We start from the raw sequence: 20,614 nt of genomic DNA, 5'->3' as shown, positions 1-20,614 counted from the left end.
GGTCAAAAGTCAAAGCGATATTAAGAAAACTGAAGGCAAGAACTTACAAAGACTTAATAGAAGGGATTGAATTAGCTATGTTAGAAGTTACTCAAAAAGATATTCGCAATTGGTTTACTCACTGTTGCTACTGTACCTCATAAGTTAGAAAATTGCTATATTATTTGTTACAGATATTTATCGCCAACCTACTCCTTATCAAAACATTCAAGCCCTAATTACAGTAATTCTATATTGATTTTCTGTCACCACAACTTCAGTGGATAATCTTTCTTCCATTGGTAAGGCATTTTTTCGCCTATCAAAGATAAATAACCAACCAAAATCTAAACCCAAACGCCCTAAATAAGATTCTAATTGTTCAATTCCGTCAGCTTGCGGATCGCGTTTTTTATCTCGCCATACTTTTAATTCAATCCCTAAAATTACATCTTTATACTGTAAACATAAATCCATTCTATCACTACCAATTGCATATTCCCTTTCTAAAACTCCCCCACCATTAACCACACGATGTAAAAAAGCCATTAATACTATATGTGGCGCGATTTCATGGTAAGCAGCACTACTTAATAATGGTTCGACCTGTTGTCGCCAAAACTTGAGAAATGCTGTTAATAAAGCATCTATATTTAATTCACCTGTTGTAGTCAACCAACTAGGACTAATTAAAGGTAAACTGTCCTGAGTTCCTTGTACTAAAACGCGGGGAATAACTTCACGATATATGGGGTTAGAAATAACTAATCCCCCCATCGGATCACGTCGTAATAATCCTAAATCTATTAAATATTGGCGATCATCTGCTAGAGTATCGGGTAAGGTTTGCCCTGATAAAATTGGTTCAATAATATTTTTAACTCGTTTTTCTCTGAGTTTTTCCGCTAAACTATCTAAATGAGTATCCTGACGATTAATTAATATTTCTTTGGCTGTTAAAATATGTTCTTTGGTAATAGTAATACTTCTATCTTTTACCATTTTTTCTACAACTTCTTTAGCCAAAGCATTAACTAACCAAGGTTGTCCTTGGGTTAAATCATAAGCTGTTTCTATTGCTTCTGGTGTAAAAATTTGTCCGGTTGCTGCTGTATGTTGTTGATATAATTCTCCCACTTCTGCAAGATTAAAATTTCGCATAGTCAGAGAAGCAACTTTGATATTAAAAGGACTAGATGTCTTTAATCTATCACTACCACCAGATGCTACTTTATAATCTCGCACATCTCGTAAACCAATTAATCCTACCGAGGTCGGAAAATTTTCAGGACGATTAGGAAACCCATCTCTTAACTGTCGTAAAACTGATATTAATGTTTGGTCTTGTAAAGAGTCAATTTCATCTATAAATAATACTATGGGACGATTTAAAGATGTTGCCCAACTTTGTAAAAAAGCCTTAATTCTATTTCCTGGTTCTTCCTGTTGCCATTGTTTAGCAGCTGGTTGCAATTCTTTAGGTAAACGGATATTTATTGTATTATACCATGCCCCTAAAATTGCCAATTCTGCGGCTGTAGGATCATGATTAAATGCACTTCCTACTTCCACTGATACCATGACTGCGGCATAATTTCCTCTATCGGTAAGTTGTTTTGCTAGGGATAACATGGCGGTGGTTTTCCCCGTTTGTCGTGGTGCATGAAGGACAAAATAACTTTCTTGTTCAATTAGCTCCTCTAAATCTGGTAATCGTACTGTGGGAGATAAAATATAGTGGATATCGTCTTTACAGGGACCGGCAATATTAAACCAGCGAGTCATGGTATTTTGGCAGTGGGTGAACTCTTTAAGTTTACACTATCTATAATTATGTTGGTATCAAGCAAGATTTTCACAGGTTATGTTTCTCCTTTAAATATTCCCATTTAGCTTGATCTGGATCAAAATCAGGAGGTGCAGGTTGGGTTTTCTCAAACCAGTTTTGCAAAACCTTGATTTTAGTTGGTCTTTTTGGTGTTTCTGGTGCTGATTCAGTGGTTAGGGTTGTGGTATGATCAAGGGTATCTGTAGCTGCCCAAACTACAATTTCCCCTTTTCTGGGGGGTAAATTCAGGGGTTCGGTAATTACTAAGTTACCAGATTGATCAATTTTTCCTTTGAGTTTGTATGCTTGCATGATATTTTTCATGAGACTCTGTTTTTATATTATTATCTCAAATTGACTGAATTGGAGGTTATTAACTGAATGTACACCTTAAAAATTAGTAGAGTTGGAAATTCCTTGGCTATAACATTACCTCAAGAAGCTCTGGAAAAACTTAAAGTTCAAGAAGGAGACAGTGTATTTGTCACTGAAACACCAACAGGTATTATTATAACTGCTGGTAATCCTGATTTTGAAAAAGCAATGGAGGCTTACAGAAAAGTCAGCACAAAATACAGAAATGCACTTCATGAGTTAGGGAAATGAATGGAATTTTCTGGTTAGATGAAATAATTGTTAAAGCCATACATGAAGACCAATTAATACAGCATGGTGGTCTGGCGGGTGTGCGAGATAACAATTTGTTTTTCGCTAGTTTAGATAGACCGAAAAATTTACTTGCTTATGGTGAACCTACACCCAGTATATTTGATTTAGCTGCGGCTTATGGTTATGGATTTGCTAAAAATCATGCTTTTATAGATGGTAATAAACGGGTAGCTTTCGTAGTAATGGCTATCTTTCTGGAATTAAATGGATATTCGTTAGATGTTCCAGAACCCGAAGTTGTTTTAATAATGGAACGACTAGCAAATGGCCAAGAAAGTCAAGAAACTATATCAGAATGGCTGCGAGAAAATTCTATTAAATATTAAAGGTTATCTGTGGCTGCCCAAACTACAATTTTCACGTTTCTGGGGTGTAAATTCAGGGGTTTGGTAATCACTAAGTTACCAGATTGATCAATTTTTCCTTTGAGTTTGTATGCTTGCATGATGTTTTTTATGAGACTCTGTTTTTATATGATATCATATTGAACAAATTCATTTTAATAAACCTCATCATGACTGCCAATATCTATCAATAAAATAACCATTTCTAATAACTACTCATCTTGGGAGAAGTTAAAGATAATTCTACAGTTATAAGCAACAGAACAAGACCATAAACCTGCTAGTTCACCTCCTAATTTATGAGAATTCAAAGATGGTGTAAAAGGATCATCAGCCAAAATCCTTAATACATTAATAATTTGATTTTTTAATTCTGGATTTTTCTTTGTAATCTTCTTGAAAGACCTTTTAAATCCACTACTCCAAACAACTTCCATCATCATCTCCTAGTAAATCAGCAATCAAATCATCAACATTTCCTCTCTTTGCTGTACCATTTTTAAAAGCCTGTTTTAGTTCTTCTGCATTAGTTAAAATTTCAGTTCGTTTTTGATTAATTCGTTGTTTTTGTAGAAAGTCAAATAAATACTCTCGATCTTCTGTGGGTAAATTTTCGATAGAATTAATAATTTCCTGTAAAGTCATCATGGAACCTCCTAATTAGGTAAATTCTAGCTTTGGTAATTCTATTTTAATCTATAAGTTCACTGGTTGGAGTTGTGGTATGATCAAGGGTATCTGTGGCTGCCCAAACTACAATTTCCACGTTTCCAGGGGGTAAATTCAGGGGTTCGGTAATCAGCAAGTTACCAGATTGATCAATTTTTCCTTTGAGTTTGTATGCTTGCATGATATTTTTTTAGGACTTACGCAAAAGGGAACGAAAGTAGGGGTAATTCATGAATTACCCCTACGCAAGAATAAGGTTTTCAGTCACATCTTGCGTAAGTCCTAAATATAAAATGGTGATTTTTCCGCTCTTTCGCATCAAGACTTGTGGAGTGTAACCTATGTTAGGATGTCTCTAGTATATTTTCTAAAAATTAATCTACAGGAATATCACTATGAGCTTACAGCGAGAGGTAGAATTAAAATCAGATGCAGGAATGGACTACAGCAAACTCCGTGACTTACTCAAAGCTGGGAAATGGAAAGAAGCGGATGAGGAAACAGCAAGGGTAATGTTAGCGGTTGCAAACCTCGAAGAAGAAAGTTGGTTAGATAATGAACACATTGATAATTTTCCCTGTGCAGACCTCCGCACCATTGACCAATTGTGGGTAAAATACAGTAATGGTAGATTTGGGTTTTCTGTTCAGAAACGCATTTATCAGGGTTTAGGGGGAACGAGAGAATATAACCGAGAAATCTGGGAAAAGTTCGGGGACAAGGTAGGATGGAGAGAAGGAGGAAGCTGGTTGTCTTACATTGATATTACTTTTGAGATGAAAGCACCTAAAGGCCAACTCCCATGTGATTGTTGGGGTTTTTAGTTTTTTAGGAATGATTTTTCGTTTGCGTCTTCTCTCGCGTCGAGACTTGTAGATTGTAACCTGTAAAGATTACAGTTCGTAGGGTGCGTTAGGAGCGCAAAAAGATTATAAAATGTACAAATAAATTAAATACGCGACGTAACGCACCATTATTATTAAATGAGATTTTTAAAAACATAATAAAATAAATTATTGAGCAAATATGAGGTGCGTTACGCTGTCGCTAACACACCCTACAAATTATCTATTACATCAGAAGATTAATAACAGAAGTCGGGGATCTAAATTTTATCAGAATCAGATATAATCAAATTGGGTAAATAACCAAAATAATCTATGAATACGTTAGAACTTCGTGAACAAATCCAAAAATATGTTGAACAACTGTCACCAGAAAAATTACTTGTAGCAGTTGATTTTTTAGCATATTTGGCAACAAGAGAAGATGATGCTACTCAAGAGTTATTAGAGATTGTAGGATTTAAAGAAAATTTTGATCATGCTAGAGAAAATGTAAAACAAGGAAAGGTGATTACTGTTGACAAACTTAAACGAAAATATTAATTATACTGTTGTTATTAGTATTGATGCAGGGGAGTTTTTTGAATCTGCTTCTGCTACTTTACAAAAAAAGTTAGATAGATGTTTTGAACGTTTAAAAATTAATCCTCGTAATCATCCTAATATAAAATCTCTCAAAGGTGAGTTATCAGGTTATTATCGTTATCGAGTAGGTGACTATAGAGTTATTTATGAAATTAATGATGATTTAAAACTGGTAACGATAATTTTTATCGCCCATAGAAGTAAAGTTTATGAATAGCTGAAATAAAAATTAAGCAGCCAATCCTGTAGGGTGTGTTAATTAAATGCAACGTACCTTATAAATTCACCGTTAAATATCTTTGAAAAAAGCATTGTTTCCAACAATACTTCATTTAAAAGACTCAAGCTCTAATCACAGTAATTCTATATTGATTTTCTGTCACCACCACCTCAGTGGATAACCTTTCTTCCATTGGTAAGGCATTTTTACGCCTATCAAAAATAAATAACCAACCAAAATCTAACCCTAAACGCCCTAAATAAGATTCTAATTGTTCAATTCCATCAGCTTGCGGATTGCGTTTTTTATCCCGCCATACTTTCAATTCAATCCCTAAAGTTACATCTTTATACTGTAAACATAAATCCATTCTGTCGCTACCAATGGCATATTCCCTTTCTAAAACTCCCCCACCATTCACCACACGATGTAAAAAAGCCATTAATACAATATGTGGAGCGATTTCATGATAGCCAGTGCTACCTAATAACGGTTCTCCGTGCTGTCGCCAAAATTTGAGAAATGCTGTTAATAAAGCATCTAGATTTAACTCCCCTTCCGGTGTTAACCAAGTCGGTGCAATCATTGGTAAAGAAGCCATTGGTGTGACTGTTAAAACTCTGGGTAACACTTCCCGATAAATGGGATTAGCAATAGTTAAACCTCCGTAGGGGTGCATTTTACATAATCCTAAATCAATCACAAATTGAATATCATCATTAGGGATATTTCCTAATTCTAAACCGGCTAACATCGGTTCAATAATGGCTTTAATTCTTGGTTCTCTTAACCTTTCCGCTAAACTATCTAAATGAGTATCTTGACGAGCAATTAATATTTCTTTTGCTTGTAAAATGTGTTCTTTAGTAATAGGAATACTTCTATCTTTCACCATTTTTTCTACAATTTCTTTAGCTAAAGCATTGACTAGCCAAGGTTGTCCTTGGGTTAAATCAAACGCTGTTTCTATTGCTTCTGGTGTGAAAATTTGTCCAGTTGCTGCTGTATGTTGTCGATATAATTCTCCCACTTCTGCAAGATTAAAATTTCGCATAGTCAGAGAAGCAACTTTTATATTAAAAGGACTGGATGTATTTAATCTATCACTACCTCCCGATGCTACTTTATAATCTCTCACATCTCGTAAACCAATTAATCCTACTGACGAGGGAAAATTTTCAGGACGGTTAGGAAAACCATCTCTTAACTGTCGTAAAACTGATATTAATGTTTGGTCTTGTAAAGAGTCAATTTCATCTATAAATAATACTATGGGACGATTGATAGCTTTTGCCCAATCTGATAAAAAAGCCTTGATTCTGCTTCCTGCTTCTTCCTGTTGCCATTCTTTTACAGGTGGTTGCAATTCTTTAGGTAAACGAATATTTATTGTATTATACCATGCCCCTAAAATTGCCAATTCTGCGGCAGTAGGATCATGATTAAATGCACTTCCTACTTCCACTGATACCATGACTGCGGCATAATTTCCTGTAGCAGTAAGTTGTTTTGCTAGGGCTAACATTGCGGTGGTTTTCCCCGTTTGTCGTGGTGCGTGTAGGACAAAGTAACTACGTTGTTGAATTAGCTCCTCTAAATCTGGTAATCTGACTGTGGGAGAGAGCATATAGTGGATATCGTCTTTACAGGGACCGGCAATATTAAACCAGCGAGTCATAGAATTTTATTATTTAGTGGACATTTTAATTTTAGATGATTTTGGTGGGGTTTGTCATGGCAGGAAGGAAGAGGTGATGATCGGCAATACCTTGTTATGCTTGATTATGATCAATTATTGTTATGTAGAGGAATGGTAGGCTGATTTTACGTTTGCTAATGGGTAGTGATACTAAATCTGGTTATTAAAAGTGGCATTTAATATACAAGACTTTGATTGTTGATAGCTTACTGGTATAATACTGGAGCGCACTGGTAGGGTTAACTTCCAGTACCATCGTTACCGAAACCCGATCGAACGATGGTGACAGGAGATCAGTTAATGATCAAAATTGAAAATCTTAAGCTAATTGCTAAAAATTATGGCCGCTGAAATTATTTGTGTAGGAACGGAATTATTATTAGGGGATATAGTTAATACTAACGCCCAATATTTAGCCCTAGAATTGGCAAAATTAGGCATTCCCCATTATTATCAAACGGTGGTGGGGGATAATGTAGAAAGACTGAAAAAAGCGATCGCTATTGCTCGAGAACGTTCCTCAATTTTAATTTTTACCGGGGGACTGGGACCTACTCCCGACGATTTAACCACAGAAACAATCGCCGATTTTTTCCAAACGCCCCTTAGAGAAGATAAAGAGATTTTAGCAGAAATCGAGGCTAAATTTACGAGTTTAGGGCGAGAAATGCCTCCTAGTAACAGTAAACAGGCTTTAATACCTGTGGGAGCCGATTTTTTGCCAAATCCGACGGGAACCGCCCCCGGCATGATCTGGCAACCAGAGACTAACGTAACTATTCTCACTTTCCCCGGAGTACCCTCAGAAATGAAGAGAATGTGGGTAGAAACGGCGATTCCTTACCTAAAAAGTCAAGGATGGGGCAAAGAGAGGATTTATAGTCGTTCTCTCAAATTTCGCGGTATTGGTGAGTCAGCTTTAGCGGAAAAAGTAGCCCATTTATTTAATCTGACTAATCCCACCGTTGCCCCCTATGCTGGTTTAGGCGAAGTGCGTTTACGAATTGCGACGAAAGCCCCTTCTTTAGAGGCTGCTTTGCAGGTAATTGAACCGGTAGCGACGGAAATTAAGGAAATCGCCGGATTAGATTATTTTGGGGCCGATGATGATACTTTACCCTCGGTAGTGGGGGAACTGTTGCGGCGACAAAAACAAACTTTGAGTGTGGCAGAATCCTGTACCGGAGGAGGATTAGGGGAAATTATCACCCAAATCGCCGGCAGTTCCGATTATTTTTGGGGTGGGGTTATTTCCTACGATAATCGGGTAAAAGTTGCCCTCTTAGACGTAAATGAGCGGGATTTAAATAATGTCGGGGCTGTCAGTGCCATTGTTGCCCAACAGATGGCACTAGGGGTGCGAAAACGCCTCGCTACGGATTGGGGGATCAGTATCACGGGTATTGCCGGACCGGGAGGTGGCAGCGAGACAAAACCCGTGGGCCTAGTTTATATCGGTTTAGCCGATCCTCGGCGAAATGTCACCGTATCAGAGCATCGTTTCGGAGAAAATCGAGATCGCTCGACCATTCGCCAGATTAGTGCTTATACCGCCCTCGATCGTCTACGCAGGAATTTATTAACAATATCTTAAAAAAGAATTGCCAAGAATATATACTCAGACTAAAAAGTTATGTTAAGCTTAATATAAATACAAGATATAGATTCCCCCGCTCGTCAGATTTAACAGCCAAACGATGAAAATCAGTTAAAATTCTCTAGAATCAAGCTGTTGCGGGGATCAATCGACGAAAACTCATAGCTAGTATCTCAAAGGAGCCATTTGGTCAATGGACTATTTAGATGAAGTGATAGACAAGTTGAGAGAATGGGCGCGCAAACTGATCGAGAGTGTTTTTGGTCCGGAACCCGAACCCGAACCCGAATTAATCCCGATCCCCGTGCGCGATCACAGTCGATAAGGCCACCGGTAAAACAGAATATTGCGATAATATCAGTGCAAACTTACTATGAGTCTGCACTTGATTTTTGCCTGAAGCCAAGCCTAGCTTAATTTGGTGACAATTTGATTATTTAGTAACAATTCTTGACTGAGTAAATCTTCCACATTAATCCGCAGGAAACACTGATCATCAATCCAGAACTGCACTTTAATGCGATCTTTGCCGGGGAAACCTAAAGGATCGAGTTTAGCGATCGAACAGGCCCCCTCGCGATCATTTAAGGGTTGAACGCTAGTTTCTCCACTACCCAGGGAACGAGTAATTAATTTATCACCATCAAAATAGACCTCCATTGCCCCCCTTTCTGGGCCTAATTCGCCGATAATTAACTCAATGCTGGGTTGATTGTCCACGGAAGCACCTAGTACTAATTCCACGGGTTTTTCCATGGGATAGGGTTGTCCGGAGTTAATAATCGGATGCCAAGCGTGGGCATTTTTGCGACGATTCCAGTAACGAATCCCGTAGCTATGATAAAGAAAATCTTTGACTTGATAACCTTGGGCTAATTGTAACGCTCCCAAAGCGATCGCTTCAAAGGGTCGATCCTCTTTAATTTTACTACTATCAAAATACTGTCGCACCCAATCTTTTACCGCCGGAATTTGTACGGTTCCCCCAACTAATAACACCGCATCGATATCGCTAACTTCAATTCCATTGCGTCTTCCCTGTTGCAAAACTCCCGTCATTAAATCATCTAATTGATTAAAAAAGTTTTGTTGTTGGAGAATATCGGTCAATTGTTCTCGATCTAAGCTTAACTCGTAACTCTCGAAATTTTCCTCATCAAAATATACTTCCTCGGCGGTTAATTGGGAAGAAAGTTTAATTTTTAATCTTTCTGCTAGACGAGTAGTTAGGGAAGTTTTCGCTAAAGATTGCTTTTGGGCAAAATAATCGACAATCCAATCGTCTATATCTGACCCACCTAAATTTGTCCCTGCCTTGGCTAAAACTCTCGCTATTTTAGTTTTTTGGGCGGAATTATTGCCTAAAAGTTTTTCTCCCCACTTGAGAATAAAACCTTGATTTTTTTGAGGATTATCTAAATCTAATTGTACCAAAGAAAGATCGAGGGTGCCACCGCCAAAATCTACCACTAAAATCACCTGATCACCCGTGGTTCCATAACCCAAAGCGGCGGCCGTGGGTTCATCAATTAGGCGAATTTGTTCGATTTCCCAACCCTGACAAACATTACTTAACCAATTGCGGTAACTTTCAAAACTATCGACGGGAACGGTTAAAACTAGCGATTGGGGGGTTTCCAGGGCGGTGTTTTTTAAGTGGTCGATGATGCTATCGAGAAACCATTGGCCAACCCCCTCGAAACTGAGGACAGTTTCCTCTAATTCTGGTAAAAATCCTTGAATTTTTGCGCCGATACCTCGTTTAAAGCGACGAAAAAAACGCGGATCTCGATCGATATCTAAACCCTGATCGCGCACTGCTTGACCAGCAATTACTTGCAGGGGATTGGCTGATTTAATATAGAGTAAACTGGGAATTAGGGGCGGATTGTCGGCTATTTGTTGGGATAACTCCGATAATTTCACGGTTTCGGCCCTATTTGTCGCCCCATTCCAACGAGTAATGACGGTATTACTGGTTCCGAAATCAATAGCGTAGAACACGATCGATGGTTTTTAGGTAAATTTAGTTAATTATTCGCTATTATAACCTGTTATTTATTGAACCCGCCCGATCGAGGTGGAAGTTTCCCCAAAAAATCGGGAATTTGTTCAGCGCAAGCTCAAGAATTCTGTGCAGAAACTTGACAAATAATCTTTAATAGTATATATGAGTTCCACCTGATCAAAGGATTATGTTAGCAGTTACTACCTCACCCGAAACCCTCTCCTTAGAAATTCCTAGCGCGATCGCTCTCTCTATCACCCTTGAACAGTTTGAAGCCCTTGCGGAGGTCAACCGGGACTTAAAATTAGAACGTACAGCCCAAGGAGAATTAATCGTGAATCCCCCGACAGGTGGCGAATCAGGACAGCGTAATTTTCGTATAACAGGACAATTGTTTTGCTGGTGCGAAGAAAATGAAGCTTTAGGAGTCGGGTTTGACTCTTCCACTGGATTTATACTACCAAATGGGGCGATTCGTTCTCCCGATCTATCTTGGGTGAGTCGAGAACGCTGGGAATCTTTAACCCCTAAGCAGAAAAAAGGATTTATTCCCCTCTGCCCCGATTTTGTGGTCGAATTGCGGTCTGAATCGGATAGTCTTGATAAATTACAGAAAAAACTGCTCGAATATAGGGAAAATGGGGCAAGGTTAGGCTGGTTAATCGATCCCCAGAATCGGCAAGTTGAAATTTATCATCAAGGAAAGGAAGTGGAGATCTTAGAAAATCCCACTGATTTGTCGGGTGAAGATGTTTTACCCAATTTTAGCTTAAATTTAAAGTTCTGATGTTTTCAGGAGTAATCCTGTGATATTCTGCCAATCTTTTTGAGATCGGGGAGTCGCTTTTAAATTATCTAAGAATTCTTTTTTCTAGGTCATCATCAAATGAGCATCGAAAAGTCGTTAGTCTCGTCAGGTAAAAGTCTTTATCAAGAAGATTTCTACCGATGGTTACAAGAAACCGCTAATTTACTCAAAGAACATCGTTTTGAAAAATTAGACTTAGAAAATTTGATCGAAGAAATTGAAACGATGGGAAGGAGTGAAAAACGAGAACTAGAAAGTCGCTTAACCGTCATTGCCGAACATCTGCTTAAATTGACTTACTGGCTAACTGAAAAGGAAGCAAATGCTCAAGGGTGGCGCAGCACAATTGTTGAACAACGCAGACAAGTTCAACGCTTATTAAAAGAGAGTCCAAGTCTGAGAAGATTGATTCCTGAAATCTGGATAGATTGTTACCTAGCAGCCAGAGAAGATACTTTCAGAAAGTATCAACTTGATGCTGATTTATTCCCGATTGAATCACCCTTCACCCTTGCAGAAATCCTTGATTATGACTATCTTCCTTAAAAATGAATTCGGTATTTTATCGATGAATACAATGCCTAACAAAGCCAAGCTTTAAACGGCAATCACTACCTCTGATTTACCAAATCAAAGTAAGATTTAAACTAAATTCTGGCAGCATATTTTCCCCCGATAAACTCTCTGGATCGGTTAAAATTTCTACTGCCTGTTCTTGACGATAAATTTCTACTTCTCTAGTTTTTCTATTGATTAACCAACCCAAACGAGTCCCATTATCTAAATATTCCTGCATTTTTTTCCTAGTAGTTTCTATGTTGTCATTAGGAGACATTAATTCAATGACAAAATCGGGAGATAGAGGTAAAAACCTTTCCTTTTGTTGTGGGGTTAAAGCTTGCCATTTATCTAAAGGTATCCAAGCAGCATCGGGAGAGCGCTCGGCTCCATTGGGTAGTTTAAATCCTGTGGAGGAATCAAAAGCGATACCCTTACCATTGTTATCTGACCAATTAAATAATTGTTGGGTGATTCTACCGTTACTATTGCCCGTTTTTCCTCCCGTCGGTGGCATAATAATTAAATCTCCTTTTGGGTTGCGTTCCAAACGTAAATCTCGGTTATCCTGACAAAGTTGAAAAAACTGTTCATCGCTCAGTTGCCAAGATTCAAATTTAATTTCTACTACTGTCATCATAGATTCTCTTTTATAGGATTATAGAATTACCAAATACTATCAAGTTCTAAGACAAATTGAGATAAAATACTTTCCCCCGATAAACTCTCTGGATTAGTTAAAATTTCTACTGCCTGTCCTTGACGATAAATTTCTACTTCTCTAGTTTTTCTATTGATTAACCAACCTAAACGACTCCCATTATCTAAATATTCCTGCATTTTTTTCCTAGCAGTTTCTATGTTGTCACTAGGAGACATTAATTCAATGACAAAATCGGGAGATAGAGGTAAAAATCTTTCCTTTTGTTGCGGGGTTAAAGCTTGCCATTTTTCTAAAGGTATCCAAGCAGCATCGGGAGAGCGATCGGCTCCATTCGGTAGTTTAAATCCCGTGGAGGAATCAAAAACTACACCTAATTTATTTAGGTTATTCCATAACCATAATTGGGCAGTGATTCCAGCGTTAGAATTGCTGGTTTTTCCCCCCGTTGGTGGCATAATAATTAAATCTCCTTTTGCGCTGCGTTCCAAGCGCAAATCTCGGTTATCCTGACAAAGTTGAAAGAACTGTTCATCGCTGAGTTGCCAAGATTCAAATTTAATTTCTACTGTCATTATTATCCCCAGCCTACTCTCGCCTAACATTTATGGTAACACCCTAGGGCAAGAGATGTTCCTGGATGAAATTAGTGTAAACATCTCCAGCTAAAAAGGCGGGAGTTTCCAATATTTTACGATGGAAATCAATAGTCGTCGGTACTCCCGTGATCGCACATTCCCGCAGGGCCCGTTTCATGCGTTTAATCGCAGTTTCGCGATTTTCTCCCCAGACAATTAATTTCCCAATTAGGGAATCGTAATAGGGGGGGATTTCGTAATCGGTGTAAACGTGGGAATCCATGCGGACACCAGGACCGCCGGGAGGCAGATAAGCGCTAATTTTGCCGGGGTGAGGGCGAAAATTGTGATCGGGATCCTCGGCATTAATGCGACACTCGATCGAATGTCCTCTAAATATCACCTGATCTTGCTTAATTTGCAGTTTTTCGCCCTGTGCCACCAGAATTTGTTCTCGGATCAGGTCTATCCCCGTGATCATCTCCGTGACGGGGTGTTCCACCTGAATACGGGTGTTCATTTCCATGAAGTAAAAATTACCGTGTTTATCCACTAAAAATTCCACGGTTCCCACCCCGACGTAATTAATCGATTTAGCGGCTTTAACGGCGGCATTACCCATTTTTGAGCGTAAATGCGGCGTTAAAAAAGGACTGGGGGCCTCTTCTAGCAGTTTTTGGTGTCGTCGCTGAATCGAACAGTCTCTTTCTCCTAAATGGATCACGTTACCGTGACTATCGGCCAAAATCTGAAACTCGATATGTCGGGGACATTCGATAAATTTTTCTAGATATACTCCCGAATTGCCAAAAGCCGCTTCTGCTTCCCCTTGGGCGGCTTTTAACATATTACCTAGTTCATCTGCACTCTTGACAAGACGCATCCCACGCCCTCCACCGCCGGCGGTGGCTTTAATCAGGACAGGATAACCGATGTCATCAGCGATACGTTTTGCTTCCGCTTCTGAGGTAATTAAACCACCACTGCCGGGGATAGTGGGAACTCCCGCTTTTTGCATGGTTTTTTTAGCGGTAGATTTATCCCCCATAGCCAGAATAGCACTGGGAGACGGACCGATAAAAGTTAACTGATGATCGGCACAAATTTCGGCAAAGCGGGCGTTTTCTGCCAAAAAACCGTAACCGGGATGGATGGCCGTGGCGTTGCGTGTTAGGGCAGCCGAGATGATATTAGGGATATTTAGGTAACTTTTGCTGCTCGGAGGCGGACCAATACAAACACTCTCATCGGCCAATTGAACATGAAGGGCATGGCGATCGATGGTAGAGTGGACGGCAACGGTTCTAATACCCAATTCTTCGCAACTATGAAGGATTCTTAAGGCGATTTCCCCGCGATTGGCGATTAATATCTTGGCAAACTGCATTGGACGACCACGAGATCAGGCTGGTGTGATAGGCGACTATTTAGTAGAATATCTGGTTTTGTTACCTTGGGGAAATCGGGAAGTGGGTAATTATAAATTATGAATTATGAATTATGAATTATGAATTGGGGTGTGGGGTGTGGGGAGAATAAATAAAATAATCTGCTATCTCCTATCTCCTGACTCCTGACTCCCGACTCCTATCTCCTGACTCCTGACTCCTACCTACCGACGGCTAAATTAACCGACTTCGTCTCCCTCCCCGGCCAAGATTGAAAGCGATAAGCTAGAGTGTGAGGAGTGAAAACTTTTTAATCTCGTTTCGCCCCTAGAGGATAATAGCTCGATGTTGCGAATTATCACAGAGCCATGGTCAGCCAGAACGGAACTGAGACGAATTCGGGAACGGTTCGACGATCCGGAAATTCGGGAAAAAGAATCGCTTGTCCGAGAGATTGTCGATCAGGTGCGACTTACTGGCGATCGCTCGTTGGTGGATTACACAGAAAAATTCTACCAACAGTCCCTTAATCTACAACAACTTAAGGTGAGTGGCTCGGAACTGGATGCCGCTTATCAACAGGTGTCCCAGGATTTATTAAATGCGATCGCTGTTGCCTGTGCAAAAATGGAGGCTTTTCACCGTCAGCGTCTTCCCAAAGCTTGGGTCCAGTTTCCTGAGGATGGTACGGTTCGGGGGAAACGTTATCAACCGATTAACAGTGTGGGAATTGTTGTTCCCGATGGTAAACGGGCCTATCTCAGTTTATTGCTCCAACAGGCGATTCCAGCCAAAATAGCGGGGGTTAAACGCATTGTCATGGTATCTCCTGCCGATGAGGATTTACGCATCCATCCGGCGATTTTAGTGGCGGCCCAATCGGTGGGTATTAGTGAGATTTATCGGGTGGCTGGACCACAGGCGATCGCCGCTTTAGCCTACGGCACAAAAACGATCGCCCCCGTGGAGATGATTGCAGGAATAGGTGATTTTTACACTAATTTGGCTAAAAAACTGGTTTCTGACCATGTAAAAATCGATTATCTCTCTATTACTTCTGATTTGGTTATTATTGCCGATAGTCAAGCTAATCCCAGACAGTTGGCCCTAGACCTATTAGCGCAAGCGGAACAGTATTCCCTAGCGGCTGCGATTTTATTGACGACGGATAAGGCTTTAGCCCTAATAGTACAGGAAGAAGTGCAAAAACAGTTACAGGTACATCCCCAGAGATTGTTGACGGAAAAAGCGATCGCTCATTATGGTTTAATCGTGGTGGTGGAGTCATTGGAGAAAGCGATCGAATTATCGAATCTTTTTGCTCCTACCCATTTATCTTTGATGATCGATGAGCCTTGGCAAAAGCTATCTTCTTTGAGACAATCGGGAACTATTCTCCTCGGTTCTACTACCCCAAAAGCGGTGGCTGATTATTTGGGTTGTCCCGTGGGAGTGGAAACTTTTCTCGATTCCGCCACTTTGATCGAATATCCCGCCGATTCTTTCGCCTCCATAGCCCATAATCTGCAAATATTAGCGCAAGCGGAGGGATTTACGGCAACGGATGCTGGTATAGAATACCGAGGTCAGGACAAGACCTAGAAAAACTATAATCTTCTCAAAGCAACGATTGGATCCAATTTAGCGGCACGATGAGCGGGAACAACACCGAAAATTAGACCGATGGCACTGGAAACTCCTAAAGCGAGAATTATGGCAGGGATTGAGATACTGGTGGTTAGAGCGGCAAAAATTCCCGCTAGATACATTCCTTGAATGCCGACAAAAATCCCGATAATTCCGCCCGTGGTGGCTAAAATAACCGATTCAATCAGAAATTGACCTTTTATATCCCCTTCTTTCGCTCCTAAAGCCTTTCTTAACCCGATTTCTTGGGTTCTTTCCGTGACTGACACGAGCATAATATTCATGACACCGATTCCCCCGACAAAAAGGGATATACTGGCGATCGAGGCTAACATTCTAGTTAAACTCTCGTTAGTCTCTTTGGTCATTTCTAAGACTGCGGTTTGGGGGAAAATCTGCACATAATTCTCGTCACTGACCTGATGACGCATTTGCAGCAGGTTGCTAATCTGAAACTGGGCGGCTTTAATTTGGGCGGAGTTTTTAGCCAAGACAGAAATATGAGTCAGGGGAATGCCAAAGATAGAATTGCGCCCTTGAACCTGATTAGACATGGTAGTTAGGGGAATTAAGGCTCGATCGTCCTGATTAGCCTCAAATAAGGAGCCTTTCGCCTGTAAAACTCCAATAACTTGAAAACTAAGATCGCCGATGCGAAGATTTTCGCCGACGGGATTGCGATTACCAAAGAGATTTTTAGCTAATTCCGCTCCCAAGACAATCACCCGATTATCCCGTTTCAGGTCAGATTCCATAATAAATCTACCTTTAGATAGTTGACGGTTACGCACGTTTAGGTACTCGGCTCCCACCCCAATCAGGGGGCTATTACTGGTTCTATTACCGAAGGATAAGATTTTTTTACCGCTCAATTCGGGAGAAATGGCGGCAATGGCGGGAACTTGAGATGCGATCGCTTGGGCATCTTCGTAGGTGAGGGGCCGGGGATTAGGAATTGTCCGCCGGACATTGCGCGAGGAGGTGGAAACAAATAAAACATTCGGACCGAGAGCTTCAAACTGCTCGAGGGCGACTTTTTGCGCTCCTTCACCCACTCCCACTAGGGCAATGACGGAGGCGTTACCGATAGCAATTCCTAGCATAGTCAGACCACTACGCAGTTTATTGCCCATCAAAGCGGAAAAAGCCATTTTCAGGTTTTCGAGCATTTCCATGGTTAGTTACATTCAGTGATCAGTAAACAGTAAACAGTGATCAGTAAACAGTAAACAGTGAAAAGTAAACAGTAAACAGGGATAAAGATGAAGATAAATAAATAACTAAATAACTAATTAACTTAAAACTTAAAACTTACATCTGATAACTGATAACTGATAACTGATAACTGATAACTGATAACTGATAACTGATAACTGATAACTGATTAGCGTGCAGAGATTTGGATCGTTTCCGGTTTGCTTAAATCGCCAGTAATAGTTAAACTGCGCTGATTAGCGTGGAGATGACGGACGATTTTATAGATAGCTTCAACTTGGTCACTAGCGCTGATTTTGGCCGCTAGAGTGGCTAAGTCGAGAGCAGTTCCCGTTTCCCGAACAACTTGCACGATTTTTCTTTGTAAATCCAGAATAGAAGCGGCGGCTTTTTTCCCTGCTTCTACCCCGGGTTGATGGTAGGCGTTAATATTAACTAAACTAGCATAGAAACTAACGGCCCGTTCGTAGAGGGCAATTAAAGCTCCTACCTGACGGGGAGTAACCTCTGGGATAGTGATAGTGATAGAGTGACGACTATTTTCGTATAAAGCTTGTCGAGTACCTTGCAGTAATCCTGAGAGAAAATCACCGGCAGTGGAGCCGGTTTCCACTTCCATGGAATCTCCTTGTCGGTCTTTTAACACTTCAATAAAAGTAGCGAAGAAATTGGGAATCCCTTCGCGTAATTGTTGGACGTAGGCGTGTTGGTCTGTGGAACCTTTGTTACCATAGACGGCGATACCTTGGTACACCTTATTGCCCTCGAGGTCTTTTTCTTTACCGAGGGACTCCATGACCAATTGTTGCAGATAGCGGCTAAAGAGATAGAGACTGTCTTTGTAGGGCAGAATCACCATATCTTTCTCTCCCTTGCCGTTGCCCTCATGATACCAAGCTAGAGCCAGTAGGGCGCTAGGATTTTTTTTCAGGTTGTGGACGCGGGTGGCGATGTCCATTTCTTTGGCCCCGGCTAACATTTCATCGATGTCGATACCCTGCAAAGCGGCCGGGAGAAGACCGACGGCGGATAGTTCTGATGTACGACCACCGACCCAATCCTGCATGGGGAAACGAGTTAGCCAATCTTGGGCGTATTTGTCCAGTTGGCTACCAGGCATAGTGACGGCGACCGCGTGTGGCGGAAAGTCTAAATCTTGTTTTTCGTAAGCGTTGCGGACTTCTAACATTCCGTTTCTCGCTTCGGGAGTGCCGCCGGATTTACTGGTGACGATAACCAGGGTGGTAGCTAGGGGTAAATGGGCTAAGGTGCGATCGATGCCTTTAGGGTCGGTATTATCAATAAAAGCAATCTCTAAGGGGGGATTAAGGGGGGATAGAGCCGAACCGACGAATTGGGGACCCAAAGCAGACCCCCCGATGCCGACACAGAGAATATGGCTAAATTTTGCCCGATTGGGTGGCTTAATCGCTCCGGAGTGAATTTTCTTGACAAATTCTTTGATCTGTGCTATTGGTTCGGTGATTTCGTCCCGCAGTTCCTGGTTAGGAGCGAGTTCAGGAGCGCGCAGCCAGTAGTGGCCGACCATACGCTGTTCGTCGGGATTGGCGATCGCACCCTGTTCTAAAGCTGCCATATCTTGGAAAGCGCGCTCAAATTTTGCTTCTAGACCTTTGAGAAAAGCCTCATCAAAGGGAATCCGACTGACATCGAGATAAAGTTCTAGGTTAGGGTGATAGTATAACCAATCTTGGTAACGTTGCCAGAGTTGCAGATTATCCATAAAAAAAAGCGAAATTTTTGTTTAATTACTCGTTTAGGGGAGATAGGATTCTATCCTCTCCAATCATCATACAGGTAGTTTTAGACTAGAAGTTGACGGTTAACCATATATTAGGGGTTGGCAAAATGCTAACAGTGACGGAACTATCCCCTAATTGTTCGGTTTGCTGGTGTTGGCTGTTGATTTTTTAACCTTTCCTATGGCTATCTACTCATCCCCTCTCAAAATCGGTAACTTAGAAGTGCATAGCCGCGTCTTGCAATCACCTTTATCCGGTGTCACCGATTTAGTTTTTCGGCGCCTGGTGAGACGCTTTGCTCCTGATTCGATGCTCTATACGGAGATGGTTAATGCAACAGAAATCTCCCAGCTGCAAGAGTTACCGCAATTGATGGTTATCGGGGACAAAGAACAACCAATTAGTATGCAGTTATTTGATTGCCGTCCCGATTTTATGGCTGTGGCGGCGAAAAAAGCGGTTAAAGAAGGAGCGATGACCATCGATATTAATATGGGTTGTCCTGTTAATAAAATTACTAAAAAAGGCGGCGGTTCTTCGCTTTTACGACAGCCAGAAATTGCCGAGCAAATTGTTAGGGAAGTGGTGGGAGCGGTATCGGTGCCAGTAACGGTGAAAACTCGCTTGGGATGGAACGCTCAGGAGATTAATATTATCGATTTTGCCCGTCGTTTAGAAGATGCGGGAGCGCAAATGTTGACCCTGCACGCACGCACTAGGGAACAGGGTTATCACGGGCCGGCCGATTGGCAATGGATTAAACGGGTGAAGGAGGTTTTATCAATTCCTGTCATTGCTAATGGTGATATTGTTTCTGTGGAAGCGGCGATTAATTGTTTGGAATTTACCCGGGCCGATGGGGTGATGTGTTCGCGGGGAACCCTCGGTTATCCCTATTTGGTGGGGGAAATCGATTATTACCTCAAAACAGGCAAAAATTGGCCGAAACCCACCTCTATTGACCTGTTAAGCCTAGCTAAAGAGCATTTACAGGGGCTATGGCTATATAAGGGACAACGCGGTATTTGGCAAGCGCGGAAACATCTGGCTTGGTATTGTCAGGATTTTACCGGTGCGGCACTTTGGCGCGAGCGGTTTTCGCGCATCGAATCCCTGGGGGAGGGCTGTGATTTAATTGATGGAGCTATTGCCCAATTAAACCTTGAAAACGAGAATATTTACAGATAACGGTTGAACTGACCCGTTATCCTAAACTTTGGATGATAAGTAGTCGTGCAAAATTAATTTCCTAGTGAAGATAGGCAAGAGGCAAGAGGCAAGAGGTGTTTAGATATGTGTAATTAATTTTGCTTAGGTACTTATGATTAGTCTAACTCTCGGTTGTCAAGACCGTTTCAAGGAAATAAGTTACAGTTTCGTTAGACATTTGCTAAACTCCCAGAGTTATCGTGCCGGCTCTCCCAGCTTTGGTGGGTAAAATGTATTCTAAGATACATTTCTCAAGAGCGAGGGGGTGGAACGAACCACAAAGACACAAAGGACACAAAGATCGATCGATCCTATGTCAATTAAACTTATCACACAGAACCTAG

23 protein-coding genes and 1 pseudogene are annotated in these 20,614 nt (G+C 41.0%); 12 read left to right on the top strand and 12 right to left on the bottom strand.

Annotated elements, in window-relative coordinates:
* Positions 1-143 (top strand): annotated as a pseudogene (locus ACE1AQ_RS03225) (IS630 family transposase); the annotation flags it as partial.
* 64 nt (positions 144-207) lie between these two features.
* Here the strand turns inward: ACE1AQ_RS03225 and ACE1AQ_RS03220 are convergent.
* Together ACE1AQ_RS03220 and ACE1AQ_RS03215 are read right to left on the bottom strand one after the other, a co-directional pair.
* Positions 208-1,764: an AAA-like domain-containing protein gene (locus ACE1AQ_RS03220; RefSeq protein WP_374807844.1), complete on the bottom strand. Its 1,557-nt coding sequence runs from the start codon at positions 1,762-1,764 to the stop codon at positions 208-210.
* Positions 1,765-1,834: 70 nt separating this feature from the next.
* Entirely contained in the window at positions 1,835-2,119 is a 285-nt protein-coding gene (locus ACE1AQ_RS03215; RefSeq protein WP_016515349.1) for a hypothetical protein, read from the bottom strand.
* 69 nt (positions 2,120-2,188) lie between these two features.
* Between ACE1AQ_RS03215 and ACE1AQ_RS03210 the strand changes: the two genes are divergently transcribed.
* Positions 2,189-2,413 carry an AbrB/MazE/SpoVT family DNA-binding domain-containing protein gene (locus ACE1AQ_RS03210; RefSeq protein ID WP_002751127.1) on the top strand — a complete coding sequence of 75 codons (225 nt, stop codon included), beginning with the start codon at positions 2,189-2,191 and terminating at the stop codon, positions 2,411-2,413.
* A complete protein-coding gene (locus ACE1AQ_RS03205; RefSeq protein ID WP_002802172.1) occupies positions 2,410-2,802 on the top strand; it encodes a type II toxin-antitoxin system death-on-curing family toxin in 393 nt (130 codons plus the stop codon). Before ACE1AQ_RS03210 ends, ACE1AQ_RS03205 begins: the two co-directional genes overlap by 4 nt.
* A gap of 230 nt (positions 2,803-3,032) precedes the next feature.
* On the opposite strand, the gene ACE1AQ_RS03200 is transcribed toward ACE1AQ_RS03205, so the two are convergent.
* From ACE1AQ_RS03200 to ACE1AQ_RS03190, 3 genes are read right to left on the bottom strand one after another with little or no spacing between them, the layout of a single operon-like run.
* Positions 3,033-3,257: a hypothetical protein gene (locus tag ACE1AQ_RS03200; RefSeq protein ID WP_002742047.1), complete on the bottom strand. Its 225-nt coding sequence runs from the start codon at positions 3,255-3,257 to the stop codon at positions 3,033-3,035.
* Entirely contained in the window at positions 3,238-3,465 is a 228-nt protein-coding gene (locus tag ACE1AQ_RS03195) for a hypothetical protein (RefSeq protein ID WP_374807842.1), read from the bottom strand. The genes ACE1AQ_RS03200 and ACE1AQ_RS03195 overlap by 20 nt, the downstream gene beginning before the upstream one ends.
* 46 nt (positions 3,466-3,511) lie before the next feature.
* A complete protein-coding gene (locus tag ACE1AQ_RS03190; protein ID WP_008203435.1) occupies positions 3,512-3,670 on the bottom strand; it encodes a hypothetical protein in 159 nt (52 codons plus the stop codon).
* A 214-nt stretch (positions 3,671-3,884) separates the two neighbouring features.
* Here ACE1AQ_RS03190 and ACE1AQ_RS03185 point away from each other — a divergent pair, with 214 nt between their 5' ends.
* From ACE1AQ_RS03185 to ACE1AQ_RS03175, 3 genes are all read left to right on the top strand, one after another.
* Positions 3,885-4,313, top strand: coding sequence for a GUN4 domain-containing protein (locus ACE1AQ_RS03185; protein WP_008203433.1), 429 nt, complete (start codon positions 3,885-3,887; stop codon positions 4,311-4,313).
* A 336-nt stretch (positions 4,314-4,649) separates the two neighbouring features.
* Positions 4,650-4,877 carry a hypothetical protein gene (locus ACE1AQ_RS03180; protein WP_002734104.1) on the top strand — a complete coding sequence of 76 codons (228 nt, stop codon included), beginning with the start codon at positions 4,650-4,652 and terminating at the stop codon, positions 4,875-4,877.
* Positions 4,852-5,136, top strand: coding sequence for a type II toxin-antitoxin system RelE/ParE family toxin (locus tag ACE1AQ_RS03175; RefSeq protein ID WP_002734303.1), 285 nt, complete (start codon positions 4,852-4,854; stop codon positions 5,134-5,136). The genes ACE1AQ_RS03180 and ACE1AQ_RS03175 overlap by 26 nt, the downstream gene beginning before the upstream one ends.
* A gap of 124 nt (positions 5,137-5,260) precedes the next feature.
* On the opposite strand, the gene ACE1AQ_RS03170 is transcribed toward ACE1AQ_RS03175, so the two are convergent.
* Positions 5,261-6,817, bottom strand: coding sequence for an AAA-like domain-containing protein (locus ACE1AQ_RS03170; protein WP_374807838.1), 1,557 nt, complete (start codon positions 6,815-6,817; stop codon positions 5,261-5,263).
* A gap of 361 nt (positions 6,818-7,178) precedes the next feature.
* On the opposite strand from ACE1AQ_RS03170, the gene ACE1AQ_RS03165 reads away from it, so the two are divergent.
* Positions 7,179-8,432 carry a competence/damage-inducible protein A gene (locus ACE1AQ_RS03165; RefSeq protein WP_374807836.1) on the top strand — a complete coding sequence of 418 codons (1,254 nt, stop codon included), beginning with the start codon at positions 7,179-7,181 and terminating at the stop codon, positions 8,430-8,432.
* Between the two features lie 196 nt (positions 8,433-8,628).
* Entirely contained in the window at positions 8,629-8,760 is a 132-nt protein-coding gene (locus tag ACE1AQ_RS03160; RefSeq protein WP_002757361.1) for a hypothetical protein, read from the top strand.
* 83 nt (positions 8,761-8,843) lie between these two features.
* On the opposite strand, the gene ACE1AQ_RS03155 is transcribed toward ACE1AQ_RS03160, so the two are convergent.
* Positions 8,844-10,439, bottom strand: coding sequence for an Hsp70 family protein (locus ACE1AQ_RS03155; protein WP_008203421.1), 1,596 nt, complete (start codon positions 10,437-10,439; stop codon positions 8,844-8,846).
* A gap of 191 nt (positions 10,440-10,630) precedes the next feature.
* Here ACE1AQ_RS03155 and ACE1AQ_RS03150 point away from each other — a divergent pair, with 191 nt between their 5' ends.
* Positions 10,631-11,230 (top strand): Uma2 family endonuclease, encoded by a 600-nt coding sequence (locus tag ACE1AQ_RS03150; protein WP_110544736.1) that lies wholly within the window; start codon positions 10,631-10,633, stop codon positions 11,228-11,230.
* A 99-nt stretch (positions 11,231-11,329) separates the two neighbouring features.
* The gene (locus ACE1AQ_RS03145; RefSeq protein WP_110544738.1) at positions 11,330-11,797 is read left to right on the top strand and encodes a DUF29 domain-containing protein; all 468 of its coding nucleotides are present in this window, start codon (positions 11,330-11,332) and stop codon (positions 11,795-11,797) included.
* Between the two features lie 76 nt (positions 11,798-11,873).
* On the opposite strand, the gene ACE1AQ_RS03140 is transcribed toward ACE1AQ_RS03145, so the two are convergent.
* From ACE1AQ_RS03140 to accC, 3 genes are read right to left on the bottom strand one after another with little or no spacing between them, the layout of a single operon-like run.
* Positions 11,874-12,449, bottom strand: a complete 576-nt coding sequence (locus ACE1AQ_RS03140) for a Uma2 family endonuclease (RefSeq protein WP_110544740.1) — start codon at positions 12,447-12,449, stop codon at positions 11,874-11,876.
* A 26-nt stretch (positions 12,450-12,475) separates the two neighbouring features.
* Entirely contained in the window at positions 12,476-13,045 is a 570-nt protein-coding gene (locus ACE1AQ_RS03135; protein ID WP_110544742.1) for a Uma2 family endonuclease, read from the bottom strand.
* Between the two features lie 43 nt (positions 13,046-13,088).
* Positions 13,089-14,435, bottom strand: a complete 1,347-nt coding sequence (gene accC, locus ACE1AQ_RS03130; protein ID WP_008203409.1) for an acetyl-CoA carboxylase biotin carboxylase subunit — start codon at positions 14,433-14,435, stop codon at positions 13,089-13,091.
* A 346-nt stretch (positions 14,436-14,781) separates the two neighbouring features.
* On the opposite strand from accC, the gene hisD reads away from it, so the two are divergent.
* Positions 14,782-16,038: a histidinol dehydrogenase gene (hisD, locus tag ACE1AQ_RS03125; RefSeq protein ID WP_008203407.1), complete on the top strand. Its 1,257-nt coding sequence runs from the start codon at positions 14,782-14,784 to the stop codon at positions 16,036-16,038.
* 5 nt (positions 16,039-16,043) lie between these two features.
* Here hisD and ACE1AQ_RS03120 read toward each other — a convergent pair whose 3' ends face one another.
* A complete protein-coding gene (locus tag ACE1AQ_RS03120; RefSeq protein WP_008203405.1) occupies positions 16,044-17,258 on the bottom strand; it encodes an ABC transporter permease in 1,215 nt (404 codons plus the stop codon).
* A 209-nt stretch (positions 17,259-17,467) separates the two neighbouring features.
* A complete protein-coding gene (locus ACE1AQ_RS03115) occupies positions 17,468-19,042 on the bottom strand; it encodes a glucose-6-phosphate isomerase (protein ID WP_110544744.1) in 1,575 nt (524 codons plus the stop codon).
* A gap of 199 nt (positions 19,043-19,241) precedes the next feature.
* Between ACE1AQ_RS03115 and dusB the strand changes: the two genes are divergently transcribed.
* Positions 19,242-20,249, top strand: a complete 1,008-nt coding sequence (gene dusB / locus ACE1AQ_RS03110; protein WP_110544762.1) for a tRNA dihydrouridine synthase DusB — start codon at positions 19,242-19,244, stop codon at positions 20,247-20,249.
* Positions 20,250-20,614 lie beyond the last annotated feature (365 nt).

The sequence above is a fragment of the Microcystis sp. BLCC-F209 genome (genome assembly GCF_041928595.1).
Lineage (GTDB): Bacteria > Cyanobacteriota > Cyanobacteriia > Cyanobacteriales > Microcystaceae > Microcystis.
Note: the sequence above shows the minus strand (reverse complement) of the source record. Positions and strands in the feature narration are given on the sequence as shown.